General features: G+C 58.1%; 11 protein-coding genes. 9 read left to right on the top strand and 2 right to left on the bottom strand.

Translation table 11 applies throughout. The features are described 5' to 3' along the window. Positions 1–48 precede the first annotated feature (48 nt). The 7 genes from UH5x_RS25055 (at position 49) to recG (ending at position 7477) form a co-directional block, all read left to right on the top strand. On the top strand, positions 49–951 hold the full coding sequence (locus UH5x_RS25055; protein WP_047815224.1) for a hypothetical protein: 903 nt from the start codon (positions 49–51) through the stop codon (positions 949–951). After that, positions 948–2357 (top strand): COG3014 family protein, encoded by a 1410-nt coding sequence (locus UH5x_RS25050; protein ID WP_482634044.1) that lies wholly within the window; start codon positions 948–950, stop codon positions 2355–2357. The genes UH5x_RS25055 and UH5x_RS25050 overlap by 4 nt, the downstream gene beginning before the upstream one ends. A gap of 206 nt (positions 2358–2563) precedes the next feature. Beyond that, positions 2564–3850, top strand: coding sequence for a serine--tRNA ligase (gene serS / locus UH5x_RS25045; protein WP_047815222.1), 1287 nt, complete (start codon positions 2564–2566; stop codon positions 3848–3850). A 1-nt stretch (position 3851) separates the two neighbouring features. After that, positions 3852–4016 carry a DUF2256 domain-containing protein gene (locus UH5x_RS25040; RefSeq protein ID WP_482634043.1) on the top strand — a complete coding sequence of 55 codons (165 nt, stop codon included), beginning with the start codon at positions 3852–3854 and terminating at the stop codon, positions 4014–4016. Between the two features lie 107 nt (positions 4017–4123). Beyond that, positions 4124–4393, top strand: coding sequence for a hypothetical protein (locus UH5x_RS25035; RefSeq protein ID WP_047815221.1), 270 nt, complete (start codon positions 4124–4126; stop codon positions 4391–4393). A 69-nt stretch (positions 4394–4462) separates the two neighbouring features. Further along, entirely contained in the window at positions 4463–5272 is an 810-nt protein-coding gene (locus UH5x_RS25030) for a TatD family hydrolase (RefSeq protein WP_047815220.1), read from the top strand. A gap of 9 nt (positions 5273–5281) precedes the next feature. Next, positions 5282–7477 (top strand): ATP-dependent DNA helicase RecG, encoded by a 2196-nt coding sequence (recG, locus tag UH5x_RS25025; RefSeq protein ID WP_482634042.1) that lies wholly within the window; start codon positions 5282–5284, stop codon positions 7475–7477. Positions 7478–7517: 40 nt separating this feature from the next. On the opposite strand, the gene UH5x_RS25020 is transcribed toward recG, so the two are convergent. Continuing rightward, a complete protein-coding gene (locus UH5x_RS25020; RefSeq protein ID WP_482636074.1) occupies positions 7518–9623 on the bottom strand; it encodes an FAD-dependent oxidoreductase in 2106 nt (701 codons plus the stop codon). Positions 9624–9728: 105 nt separating this feature from the next. Further along, positions 9729–11201 carry a sulfatase-like hydrolase/transferase gene (locus UH5x_RS25015; protein ID WP_482634041.1) on the bottom strand — a complete coding sequence of 491 codons (1473 nt, stop codon included), beginning with the start codon at positions 11199–11201 and terminating at the stop codon, positions 9729–9731. Between the two features lie 264 nt (positions 11202–11465). Here UH5x_RS25015 and UH5x_RS25010 point away from each other — a divergent pair, with 264 nt between their 5' ends. Then, positions 11466–12920: a sulfatase gene (locus tag UH5x_RS25010; RefSeq protein ID WP_482634040.1), complete on the top strand. Its 1455-nt coding sequence runs from the start codon at positions 11466–11468 to the stop codon at positions 12918–12920. 137 nt (positions 12921–13057) lie between these two features. Next, positions 13058–14125 (top strand): transporter, encoded by a 1068-nt coding sequence (locus UH5x_RS25005; protein ID WP_047815218.1) that lies wholly within the window; start codon positions 13058–13060, stop codon positions 14123–14125. The last annotated feature ends 11 nt before the right edge of the window (positions 14126–14136 follow it).

Raw genomic sequence — 14136 nt, 5'->3', positions numbered from 1 at the left:
GGTCAATGACGTTGATTCGGCCCACTCAATACCGGGTGAACAACCGCGATGAATCGCATTTTTCAAGACGAATCGGCAGAAAACTCTTTGGATCCCAATTTGCGAACTTCTGCAGGTGAACTTCTTTCGCGGCGGAAAATTTTAGCGGCAGCCATGCTGCGGATGACCGCGGGAGTGGCCATTGTGGGGGCGGGAACCACGGGATGTGCCTCGCGGCGGTACGGACATTTGCTCGCCAGCGACGAGAAAGACATGGTTGGCAGCCACGAAGCAGGGGCCGCGACCTGGAATCCGCTGGTCGATGAAGCCGTTGCGAAGATCTTGGGACGTTGCCCACCACCCAACGAAGCGGTCGTCTTCCCGGGACAATTTGCCGCCAATGGAACCCCGGCCCAGATGGCCAGCCACTCGTCTGGGGCCATGGAAACGATGGTGGATCCCGCCACGGGTGAGACCATCATCGGATCTCAGGTCGCGGTTCCAAACGCCGGTCCATTGGTGCAGGGGCCGGCCAAAGTTTGTTTCATTGGAATCGAAAATAAAAGCGCCGAGGAATTGGTCGACTTCAAGGACCAGCTCTACGAACGCATCGATTCGCAAATCAACTCCGGAAGCTCGTTCCGAAGCATCAGCCGCCGAATGGTCGATGCGGCGTTGGTGGAGACTCGTCTCCGTCCCGATTCGTTGTTCCTGCCACAGAACCGAAGCGCGTTCGCCGCAGCTTTGGGACGGCAGGGAGCTCCGGTCGACTACCTGCTGTACGCGACCATCACGTCGGGAACGACCGATCGCAACAAGTCGACTCAACGGGATTACTTGCTGACGTTGGAAATGGTCAATTTGCAATCGGGGGACTACATCAAAGAGTCGTCCAAGATCCGCAAGGGCTATCACAACACGCGAGCGGGCAAGTGGTGGAACTTTGGCTTATTCGATCAAGCCGACGGATGATCTCAGCGAACGACTTTCGAGCGTTCCTGTTGTTCGCTGCGTTGTTGCCGACAACGCTGGCAGGTTGCGCTACAAAACTCGCGCACATCGACACGGCTCGCAATGCGTTCGCCGCTGGCGATCCAGACACCGCTCGGGAAGCGTTGTCAAAGGTCGCCCAGGGACGCGGGCGATTTGCCACGCCGGCCAAGTTGGATTTGGCGATGGTCGATCTGGCGGTCGGCGATGCAACGTCCGCCGAGAAAACACTGCGTGAACTACGGGATGAGTTTGACTCGTCATTGAAGGTCGCTCCGCTGCACGAAGCGGCGGCGATGGTGACCGACGACACCGCTCGGAAGTTCCGTCCGGCGGGCTACGAGCAGGTCATGATCCGCACAATGTTGGCGATGTGTTCTCTGGTTCGCGATGGCGATGACGCGGAAAGTTACATCAATCAAGCCGCGATGTTGCAAACAAAATTGCAACAGGAACATGACGAACGACGCAGCAGTGTGTTCGGTGAGGCCGTCGCGGACACGCTGACCGCGAATCCGCACCAAGAGTTGGCGTTGGCGCCGTATCTGCGAGGTGTGTTGCGGGAAGAGAACCTGCATGATCTTGATGACGCTCGTCGTAACTACCGATTGGTCAGTGCGATTCGTCCAAGTTTTCTGCCGGCTGCCGATGACTTAAAACGCGCGACCGAAGGCATGCACAGCCAACCAGGACACGGTGCGTTGTATGTGTTTGCGTTGGTCGGTCGCGGACCGGTGTTGGAGGCGGTTGATGCCCCGGCAACGACCGCGGCGATGACCGTCGCCAACGCATTGATGCTGAACCAAGACAACAAGGAAGACGACGTCGCCACATTGCCCAAGATCACCTCGGTCAAAGTCCCCCGTGTTGTGATTCCGCCCAGCGATGTTGCTTCGGTGACAGTGGCCAGCTACATCCCGACGGGGCCGGACACGTTGCCACTGTATGAACTGCACGGTGCAACTCAACCGTTGACGGATGTGGCCGGGATGGTGCAGCAACAGGTCGATGCGGAAATGCCATGGACCATCGCTCGCGGCATCATTCGGCAGGGAGGCAAGGAACTGGCGGTCGCCTCCGCTCGCAAAAACCTTGGTTTGACCGGACCGGCCGGAACCATGTTCCAGTTCGCGACCTCGACCGCTTGGACGGCGACAGAAACCGCCGACACCCGGTGCTGGGGTTTGCTGCCGCGAGAGATTCAGGTTCTGCGAGCCGAATTGCCGGCGGGGGATCACACGGTCGAATTTGCACCGGTTCGCTACGACGGCCAACCGATTGCCTCGCCCAGCCAAGTGGCACTGCGAATCCACAACGCGAAGAACACGTACGTGTTGGTCGTCGCCCCGACCCAGCAGATCTACGTCGTGACCGCCGCGAATCGATGAGCTGATGGACGTGGATCGCTTCGCTGATCTCACGTCTCGGCCTGCTTCGCTGGTCAACATGGGATCGGCAGAGCAATCCACGACAATTTCGGTCGTGGCACTCAGCCCCCTGAACTCGACAATTTCCTGGGCTGCGACGATCGGGGTTCTTTCGCTAAGTTGTGGGGAAATAGAGTTGTCCATTTTCCCGCACCCCACTGACCACGATGCTCGATCGCAAATTCATCCTGCAAAACGCCCAGCTTGTCGCCGAAAATTCCGCCAAGCGAGGCGTTTCCGTCGACGTCGACGCGATCTGCCGTCTCGAAGCCGAGCGGATGGAAGCGCTGAAGCAAGCCGAGGAACTCAATCGGCAGGCCAACGAAGTCAGCAAGCAGATCAAATCTGCCAAAGACAATGACGAGCGTCAGGAGTTGATTTCCAAAGGTCGCAGCCTTCGCGAGCAAAAGGATGCCGCCGGTGCCCAGCAAGATCGCTTGGAAGCCGAGATCCTCGAGCTGCAAACCATCCTGCCGAACATGACTCACCCTGACGTGCCCGAGGGTGGCGAGCACGATGCGAACGAAATCGGCCGTGGCAAAACGCCGGTGCCGAAGTTGGATTTTCAACCGCTGGACCATTTGCAGCTGGGCGAAAAACACGACTTATTCGACTTCGAAGGCGGCGCCCGTGTTGCTGGTTCGGGGTTTTACTTCTTGCGAAATGCGGCCGTGCGTTTGGATTTGGCCCTGCAACAATTCGCGATTTCGCACTTGGCCGGCAAAGGCTTCACCCCCGTTTCAACGCCCGACCTGGCGCTGACCAGTGTTCTGCAAGGAACCGGGTTCAACCCGCGTGGCCCGGAAACGCAGATCTACAGCATCGAAAACACGGAACTGAATTTGGTCGCGACGGCGGAAATCCCCTTGGGCGGGATGCTCAGCGGACAAGTTCTCGCCAGCGAAGAATTGCCGCTTCGGTATTGCGGCTTGAGTCATTGCTTTCGAACCGAAGCCGGTGCGGCCGGACGAGCCAGCAAGGGGCTGTACCGCGTTCACCAATTCACCAAAGTCGAAATGTTCGCGTTCACATCGCCCGATCAGAGCACGGCGATGCACGAAGAGATGCGTGAACTGGAATGCGAAATCTTTGACGCGTTGGAGGTGCCCTACCGAGTGATCGACACCGCAACCGGTGACTTGGGCGGCCCCGCGTATCGCAAGTATGACTTGGAAGCTTGGATGCCCGGACGTGGCGAATCAGGTGATTGGGGGGAAGTGACCAGTACCAGCAACTGCACCGATTATCAGGCTCGTCGTTTGAATGTTCGATCGAAAACAACCGGCCAGAAAGGGACGGACTTTGTCCACACTCTCAACGGCACCGCCATTGCGACCGGACGCGCGATGATTGCCATTCTGGAAAATCATCAACGTGCCGACGGAACGATCAATGTGCCCAAGACATTGCGGCCATGGGTCGGCTGCGATGTGTTGGAATGCGTGAGCGAGTGATGTGTCTGCCCATCGTGATGCCAAACGGAACCTGCCGACGAAGACCTGCCCGGTCTGCCGGAGGGAGTTCGCCTGGCGAAAAAAATGGGCTCGCGATTGGGAGCAGGTCCGGTATTGCAGCCAGGCTTGCCGGAAAAAGGCTCCCACGCTGGGAACCAATCCATGAGTTGTCGGGTACAATTGAATGGACACCCTGAACTGAAATGCGGGGTTGTTGCCGCGAACGGGTAACAACCCGTTCTCAAACCGTTTCTCCCTCGACAAACCTGCGCCATGAGCCAACGGACCGCTGACGAAATTCTGGATGCCTCGTACCTGGAAGTTCGAGCCAAAGTTTTGGAACTGGCGGCGGTGCTGGACCGACTGGACCGTGCTCCGGGAGGCAAGGATCCTTCACCGCGTCGCGATCAGCTCACGCATGCGATGGAAATGTTGCTCGCTGAGGATCCCGACCGAGCCGCCAAGGTTCAGCATTGGTTCTCTCGCCAGTACGACCCTGATTGGAAGACCAACCTCGGTGTGGGAACGCCGAGTTCGAAGTGAGCCCAACGGCCACTGACTGACATCGCTCCCTTGCCCTCCTAAAAACACTCCGACCCACTGACCAGCAACATGGACTTCATCGACCCGCACATTCACATGGTCAGCCGCGTGACGGACGACTATGAAACGCTCGCTCGGATGGGATGCGTTGCCGTCAGCGAACCGGCCTTTTGGGCTGGCTTTGACCGTGGCACGGTCGACGGTTTTCGCGATTACTTTGAACAATTGACCGCGGTGGAACCCAAACGTGCGGCTCAGTTTGGCATCCAGCATTACTGTTGGCTGTGCATCAACGCCAAAGAAGCCGAGAACGTTTCGCTGTCTCGCGAAGTCATCTCGATGATTCCCGAGTTCCTCGATCGCCCCGGTGTGCTGGGGATCGGCGAGATCGGACTGAACAAGAACACCAAGAACGAAGCGACGGTGTTCCTCGAACACATGGAGTTGGCGATCAAGTACGACCAGCCGATCTTGATCCACACGCCGCACTTGGAAGACAAGTACCAAGGCACGCGAATGATCTTGGACATGCTCTGTGACGATTCACGCATCAATCCAGATCGAGTGTTGGTCGACCACGTCGAAGAACACACCGTCAGCGAAGTGCTCGATCGAGGTTTCTGGGCCGGGATGACGCTTTATCCGGTCACCAAGTGCACGCCTGATCGCGCTGCCGATATGATTGAACGCCATGCGGGTGAGCGATTGTTGGCCAACTCGGCTGGCGATTGGGGCATCAGCAAACCGACCGCCGTGCCCGATTTGATTTACACGATGCGACGTCGCGGAATGGACGAAGCCTTGATTCGCAAGGTCGTGCATGACAACCCGGTCGAGTTCTTTTCGAAAAGCAAACAGTTTCACTACACGCCTCGGTGATTGAATTTCGTGAGCGAGCCAAGCAGCAGCGAATCCACGCTCACGCTGACCACACCGATTCAGTATTTGCCAGGCGTGGGCCCCGCGCGAGCAACCAAGCTTCGCAAGTTGGGACTGCGAATCGCTCGCGACATCCTGTTTCTGTTTCCACGGAATCACGCCTTCCCACCTCCGCCGACCCAAGTGGCGGATTTGTCGGAGGGCCAACCGGCGACCTTCATCGGGACGATTACCGACGCCGAGTTGGTTTCTCGCACGCCCGGCAAATCGATCTTTGCCGCGATTGTCGAAAATGATTCGGGCGCGGTTCGAATCGTGTTCTTCAATCAACCGTTTCGCGCCGAACAATTGACCTTTGAAACGAAGGTGCGAATCAGTGGCACGCCCAAGTTGGCGGGACTGCGGTGGGAGTTCACGCATCCTCAATACGAAGTCGTTCAGGAAGGCGAGTTGCCAGACGAGGATGCGCCGGGCGGATTGATCCTGCCCAATTACCCGCTGACTGAAGGCGTCAAGCAATCCGATCTGCGGCGTTTGGCTCGTCCGCTGGTCCAGGAACTGTCCGCTCAATTGACCGAGGTGTTGCCTGAACGGTTGCGATCCGATGCTGCCAAACGATTGAACGCAGCGGGGATGGAATTGCCCGACGTGCTGCCTGGTATTTCGGAGGCCTTGCGAGGCATCCACTTGCCGGAAAGCGAAGCGGACCTGTCTGCGGCCCAAACTCGGTTGGTGTTCCAAGAGCTGCTGGTGATGCAGTTGGCACTGGCGATGCGACGCCGGTCGCTGACCAGCGAACTGCGAGCACCCTCATTGGAGTGCTCTGCCACGGTTCGCAATCGAATTTTGCGGCGATTCCCGTTTGAACTGACCGGCGATCAACGCCGGGTGATGGACGTGATCGCAGCCGACATGGCACGCCAGTTTCCGATGAACCGATTGCTGCAAGGCGACGTCGGCAGCGGCAAAACCGTCGTCGCCATTTTCGCGATGCTGGTCGCCGTCGCGGGAGAACACCAAGCCACCTTGATGGCCCCGACGGAAGTGCTGGCGAGGCAGCACCACGCGACGCTTCAGCGGATGCTGGCGGACAGTCGCGTGCGGATCGGTTTGCTGTGCGGATCACTCGGTGCGGCCGAGCGACGTGACACGGTCGAGAAAATCCGGACCGGTGAATTGGACATCGTGATCGGCACGCAAGCCTTGCTGTATGGTGTCGAGTTCCATCGACTGGGGCTGTGCGTGATCGATGAACAGCACAAATTTGGTGTCAAACAACGCGTGACGCTTCGCGATGGCGGCGTTGACCCGCACTATCTGGTGATGTCTGCCACGCCGATCCCACGCAGCGTGGCGATGACGCAGTTTGGCGATGTGGACCTGAGCACGCTGCGAGAGAAACCGGCCGGTCGTGGTGCTGTGCACACGTACTTGGCCGGTGACAGCTGGCGTGATCGCTGGTGGTCATTCGTCAAAGAACGCGTGGCAGAAGGACGGCAAGCCTTTGTGGTGGCCCCGCGAGTGGGACCAGAAGTCGAATCGGCGGACGAAGAGTTGTCGGAAGTCATCGATGCGACGGAACCGCCTGCGGAAGACATCACGTCGGTGCACTCAACCTATGAACAACTTCGCACGGGCCCGCTGAAAGGTTTGCGCGTCGGGTTGCTGCATGGCCGCATGCCCTCGGATGAAAAGCAACGTGTGATGGAGCTGTTCGCAGAAGGTGAGCTGGATGTGTTGGTCAGCACCACCGTGATCGAAGTTGGGATCGATGTTCCCAATGCAACCGTGATGGCGATCTTGGGTGGCAATCGATTTGGGCTGGCTCAGTTGCACCAGCTTCGCGGGCGGGTCAGTCGCGGCACTCATGCGGGGCACGTTTGCGTGTTTGTCGATGGTGACAAACCACCGCAAGAAGACGAACGATTGAAAGTCTTTGAGCAAACACTCGATGGGTTCGAATTGGCTGAAGCGGACTTTCGCTTGCGGGGCCCTGGAGACGTGTTGGGCCAACGTCAAAGCGGCGACGCTCGATTGAGAATCGCGGACTTGCACCGCGATGTCGAGATTCTGCAAGTCGCTCGCGAGATGGCGCAGGACTGGATCGACCAAGACCCCGAAATGGAATCGGAAGGCCTGGAAGATCTCAAATCCCAAGTGCTCCGCCGCTACGGCAATCACCTCGACCTCAGCGACGGTGCCTGAACCGAGACCGGTGCATCGAAATGCGTGGGATGCTGTTGCCTCAATCGCCGGCGTTTCCCAGCGGAACGAACTGCACCGCGTCAGCGATGACATAACCATCGGAATCGTCATTGCGGATTTCCACGATCGCATTCGCGCCGAACTCGAATTCACCCAGCTTGGCTCGCCCGCCAGACTTCGCATCGCGTTGGTTCACGCGAACCTCGTGTTGCTGACCGGCGGCGTCTGTGATCTTCACCAACGTGTTGCTGGCTCGGTTGGAATGCACCGGCCACAGCAAGTTCACCAGGTAGCGTCCCGGTTGTTTCAACGGAGCCCGATAGATCACGACGCAATCGCCCTTGCTGGCGTCACTGTCGTGCAAGTAGTCGATCCCAACTCGATTGCCAGTCGAACTGCTGGGGATCCAACTGCCTGCCGTTTTCGCTTGTGAGTTGTCGACAACAATCCCGTCGAGGGACTTCGGATCGATTCCCGGCTTGGGCTTGGGACCGACGTAAGCCAGAACTTGTTTGTCTTCCACCAAACGCTTTGCCAATCGTTCGTAGTCAACCTTCTGAACCGCGACTTGGTCGTCGATCGCCATGGCGGCTGCGGTTGCGGAAGTTTGACCGAGCACCATGAACACGGGCTCCATCCGGATTGATCCGAACGCAATGTGCGAAGCGGACAAACAAACCGGCACCAACAAGTTGGAGACCTCGCGTTGCTTGGGAACCAACGATCGGTAGCTGATGCCGTACGGTGGGAAACCGCCGACCTGCACGTCTCCTTCATTCCGCACGTGACCGCTTTCATCGACGTAGCGTTGTTGATGGTGCGAATCCATCGTGTAGGCCGCCAATCCGATCGGGTCTTCGATCGGCAGACCTTGGCAATTTTTCTGCGTCATCACGTACTCGCCGACCATTCGCCGGGCCTCGCGAATGTAGAGTTGCTCTTGCCAGCCATTGCCCTCTTGAAACTCGTCCTTGCACATCCCCCACCGAGCGACTTGTTTGCGCACGTTTTCGGGCATGCGGGGGTGATTGGCCAGAGTCCACATCAACCCTTGTTGATACAGTCGATGCTCGGCAACAATTTTTTCGCGTTCTTCGTAGCTAGCTTCGGGGTAGTCGTAATTCTGGCCGATGAAGTCCGTCGAGAATCCCAATCGGTTGTTGGTGTCCGTCTTGCGATTGGGCATGCCAGAATTGATCCACGGAGCCGCGTTTTCGCCGGCCTCGTAGTTGCGAAGCAACAGCTCGTACCAAAGCGGTTGATAACCATCGGGCTTGTGAAACGGGATGCGATTCTGCGGATGATCGGTCAAGCACATCCGAAAACAGTACGCTTGCACGCGATGATCTGCGGCACCTTCTTCTCCGGGCCCATTGGGATCGATGTGCGGGAGCAATCCGCTGCTCGGGTCTCCGGGAACGACGTAGGGATCAATGCCTTTTCGCAGTTGGTGGTAGATCCCCATCTTGGTCTGCACACCGTTGAGCGTTTCGCCGTATTGCTCGTTGGCTTCCCGGCCAATCGTGTAGCTCACCCCGGCGGCGGCCAACAGATCGCCTTCGTAGGTCGCGTCAATGAACATCCGCGCCCGGTACGTTTCACCCGACTCCATCCGAATCGCAATGATCCGGGCCGGCAAACTGCGGGTCGTCATCACCGAGGACCGATCCAACCGTTTGCCGTAGTCGACCCGGAGGCCGTCTCGCTCAATCCAATCTTGATAGACCGCCAACGCGACACTGGGTTCAAACGTCCACATCGCGGATTCACCCGCTGCGGTTCTGGATTGGCCACCGCCTCGGTACTCCTCCTCACGCTGCCAATTCCAAGCGGAGGGATCCTCGTAGTGGGCCGCAATGTCTTCGTAAAATTCGCGAGCGATCCCACCGATGGCGGCTTTGTTGCCAATGTCGGTTTGCCCCAGACCACCCGTTGTGAGTCCACCGACGCGTTGGCTTGGTTCAATCACGATCACCGATTTGCCCATTCGGTGTGCTTGCACCGCGGCAGCGATTCCAGCGGACGTTCCGCCATAGACCACCAAGTCCACGGGTTCCGGATCCACAGCGCGAGCGGGCATCGACCAACCGACCAGTAACAACAGCATCACTGCCACAGCAAGGTTTTGTCTTGGTGTCAAACTCATGTAAATCTCCATCAAAGGCGGGGCATCGGGGAAGGTGCAAGGCACGGCATTCACGAACGAAATTCGATCAACGGTGCGTGCTGAATCGGAATCGGGTTCCGATTGTCATGGGTTGCGATTCAAAGAAGTGGATTCTGGTTCTGGGCGAGGTTCCCATGCGTCATAGTGTTTGGCGGATTGCCCCGACCAAAAGGGCGATGATCCCCACAACGGAACCGTCGTCAACATCGATTCCCAGGCCCCCAATTCGCGAAACAGTTCGCGGAAACGGGTTGGTTCTTGGGTCGACAAGTCGTTGCTTTCCGAGACGTCGGTGGCAACCTCAAACAACTCGGCGGGTCGATGCGAGGGACGCAGCAATTTGTCCGTGCCATCCAAAATCGCGGTTTGCCCCTGCAGTCGCCAGTACAAACGACGCTTGGGCGGTTCGCTGCCGTCAACCAAATGTGCGGTCATGTCGATGCCGTCATGCGTTCCGGCCAAGCGATTCATTCGTTTTCGATTCGACGCGTCCTCGTGCGACATGGGAGCGGACAACGCCAACGGCTGAGCCCCCGCAGCGGAACAAAACGTCGGCAGCAAATCCAATGAACTGATCACGCCGTCATAGCGTGTGCCGGCAGGAAACTTGGCCGGCCAAGTCCAGATCATCGGAACGCGAATGCCGCCTTCTCGCATCGATCCTTTCACACCACGAAGCGGCCCATTCCAACTGGCGTTGGTGGTTGCGCCACCGTTGTCGGAAAGGAAAACCAGCAACGTGTTCTCCCACTGCCCGGTTGCTTCCAAGTGCTTGCGAATTCGCCCCACACCGCGGTCGAGGGCGAACATCATCGCGGCGTAGGTTCGGCGTTTTTGATTCTTGATGTTCGCAAAGCGTGCCAAGTCCGCTTCCGTGGCGTGCATCGGTGTGTGAGGTGCGTTGTAGGAGAAGAAAACGAACCAAGGCTGGTCGGGCTCCGCAGCTTCGTGCTGGTCGATGAATCGCAACCCTTCATCGGTGAAGAAGTCCGTCAGGTACTCGCTGGAAAAATCCTCCACCCGCTGACCGTTCCGTTCGATGACGTGATTCATCGTCGCTGGGAAGTAGTGATGACCGCCGGTGAGCATGCCACAGAAATGGTCGAAGCCGCGGCGATTGGGATGATGCATTTCCCCCATCCCCAAGTGCCACTTCCCGATCAATGCGGTCGCGTAGCCGGACGCCCCGAGGTGATCACCGAGCGTTTTTTCGCTGGCAGGCAACCCCAGCAACTCCGGCCGAGTCGCATAGTTTGCATCGGAGGCATTCAAATTGCCTTCATAGCCAAACCGTCGTGGGTCACGACCAGTCAACAGGCCCGCTCGCGAGGGCGAACACACGGCGCTGGCCACGTAAGCTTGCGAACACAACACCCCGGACTCAGCGAGCCGATCCAGGTTCGGAGTTTGCAGAGTTTGGCTGCCCATGCAACCCATGTCACCGTATCCCATGTCGTCCGCCAAAATCACAATGATGTTGGGCCGGGTCGCTTCCGCGGCAACCGAGGCACCTCCCACCAAGATGACCAGCAACAAGCAAACGAGACGAGGAATCACAGCGAAAATCGACACTGGCATCATTCAGGCAGGGCGGGCGGGATTCGGAAGGCATGAAGGCGGGGCAAGACACAGTGTATTTGACACGGGTGCAGGTACCCAAGATGCTAGCGACTCCAGCGACGAAGAACGTGAAAAACATCCATCCCCACCCGCCGTCGCTCCACAAGTGTTCACACTCAGTTCAGCCCCCCTGCATTCCCACCGCAATTCGAATTCCCACCGCGTTTGGACGCATCTTCCCCACCCACTCATTCAACCAAAATGCCAAAGCCAACCTTTTTCATGAGGGCTGCTGCAGCCCTTTTCTGCTGCGTCTTCCTGGCACCTTCATTCGCCGCAGCGGAAACTCCCGACCAGCCAAACATCCTGTTCATTTTGGCCGATGACCTGGCTTGGTCCGACCTGGGTTGCTACGGGCATCCCTGGCACGACACGCCGCACCTGGACGAACTGGCGTCCGAAGGTGCCCGCTTCACAGAAGCCTACGCGTCCGCCCCGATCTGCTCCGCATCCCGCGCATCAATCTTGACCGGCAAGACGCCTGCACGTTTGCACTTTGAGTTCGTCACCAAGGACGCTGCGGGCCAACAGAAGATCGACTTCCCGACGCCGTTGTCAGCACCTCCGCTGACGTTGAACCTGCCGCTTGAAGAGCGAACGATCGCCGAGTGCTTGAAAGACGAAGGTTACCAAACGGCGTTCTTCGGCAAGTGGCATGTCAGTTCGCACCATGAGCGCTACCTCGGTTGGAGTCCCACGCACGGGCCCAAGAAGCAAGGCTTCGAGGTGGCGGAGGAAGACTACGGGGCGCACCCATACAACTGGAAACGCTCGCCCGTCGAAACGATCACCGACGTAGGCAGCTTTGCTTCCGATTCGATGGTCGACCGAGTCGGTGCCTTCCTTCGAAAGAAACACGATCACCCGTACTTCGCAATGGCGTCCTCGTTCTACGTCCACACACCCGTCCGCACGCCTTGCCAATGGCTGCGAAAGAAGTACGACGCTCGGGTGCCTTCGAATTCGAAGAAGCGCAAGAACCGAATCGAGTACGCTGCCTTCGTGGAGACGTTTGATCACCATGTCGGGCAGATCCTCGATTCACTCGAGGCATCCGGCGAAGCCGATCGGACCATTGTGGTTTTCTATTCCGACAACGGGGGGCATCCGGAGTACACCGCCAACGCGCCGCTACGTGGCTCCAAATGGAACTTGTACGAGGGTGGCATCCGCGTGCCGATGATCGTTCGTTGGCCCGGCGTCGTCCAAGCAGAAACAGAAATCGAACGTCCGGTCATCGGGGTCGACTTGCTGCCCACGATGGTTGATTGGGCAGGCGGCGATCCACCGAAGTGTGACGGTCAAAGCGTCGCTGGCTGGATGAATGCCAATCCTCAATCAGCCGAGCAAGAACGCTCGTTGATTTGGCACTTCCCGTATTACCATCCGGAGAAAGGGTTTGCCAAAGCCCCCGACAACATCGGCATCGATGACTTTGCGACCAGCCGGACTCGCCCTCAGTCCGCCATCCGTCGCGGCCAGTACAAGCTGCTGCAATTCGCCGAAGACAATCGCGTTGAGCTTTACGATCTTGCGAGCGACATCGGTGAACAGAAGGACCTATCCGCTCAGCGATCCGATCTTGCCGCCAAATTGCAACATGAATTGCAACAAACACTCACACGGCAGGATGCTCGACAACCAACGGTGAGATGATTCCTTGACCGTTGCCACTGGCCTTTCGTGGCGATGTCAAACCTTGCGGGCATTGCAGGTTCTGGGTGCGGAGAAAATTGAACAGTGGGCGAGTCCCGATTATCCCGATTGATCCGAGTATCCCCAACACTTCCAGGATGCTCGATATGCGATTGTGTTTCACAGCGACAACTGTTTTTCTCGCGCTGTATTCGACCGTGGTTCACGCCGATCACCCCAGCCGGAAATCTCTGGCCGACAAGCATGCCCCGGCCGGCATCATGGGCGATCACTTGCACGACAAGGGCGAGTGGATGGTCGAGTACAAGTACATGGTCATGTCCATGGAAGACAATCGCATCGGTGAAACCACCATCAGCGACCAAGATGCGATCGGGCCGGCGGGACCTCCCGGTGGCATTGTGGTCGATGGTATCCAAACCAACGGCGGGGCCACACCGACTCAGATGACCATGGAAATGCACATGGCCCACATCATGTACGGGGCGTCGGATGACATCACGCTGTACACGATGTTGATGATGCCCGCGCTGACCATGGATCACATTCGCGGGGACGGAAACCCGGCAGGTCGCGGTGGCGAATTCACGACTCACAACAGTGGCTTCGGCGACACCTCCCTCGGTGCCTTGCTGCGGCTCTACAGCACCGACTCCCAAGACCTGCTCTTCAACCTCGGATGCTCGGTTCCGACCGGTGACATCTATCGCGAATCAACCGCACCGACCAACGGCATGATGTCGCAACCACTGCCTTACCCCATGCGGCTCGGCAGCGGTACCTTCAACGCTCGTCCCGGCGTGACGTGGAAGTACTTTCGCGATTGGTGGAGCGGTGGTGTCCAGTTCCAAACCGATTTGCCGATCGGCCGCAACTATCGCGGGTACAGCGTCAGCGACGAGTTCCGTTTGAATTCCTGGACCAGCGTTCTGTTGACCGACAATTGGTCCGTTTCCCTCCGCGGCGAACACCTCTGGCGAACGGATTACGACGGATCCGATCCCACGGCCGACAATCTGGTGATCTCCACCAACGTGGAGGAGTTCCGTGGCGGTTACTGGTACAACCTCGGCATCGGCACCCAGGTGATGGCTCGCGGTCACTACTTCAACTTCGAGTTCGTCCCCACCATCGCTCAAGACCTGGATGGGATCCAATTGGAAACCGATTACTCGGTCATTGCCAGCTGGTCCAAGGCCTGGTGAGCAGACGCTAA

Source organism: Rhodopirellula sp. UH5, assembly GCF_056839225.1.
Note: the sequence above shows the minus strand (reverse complement) of the source record. Positions and strands in the feature narration are given on the sequence as shown.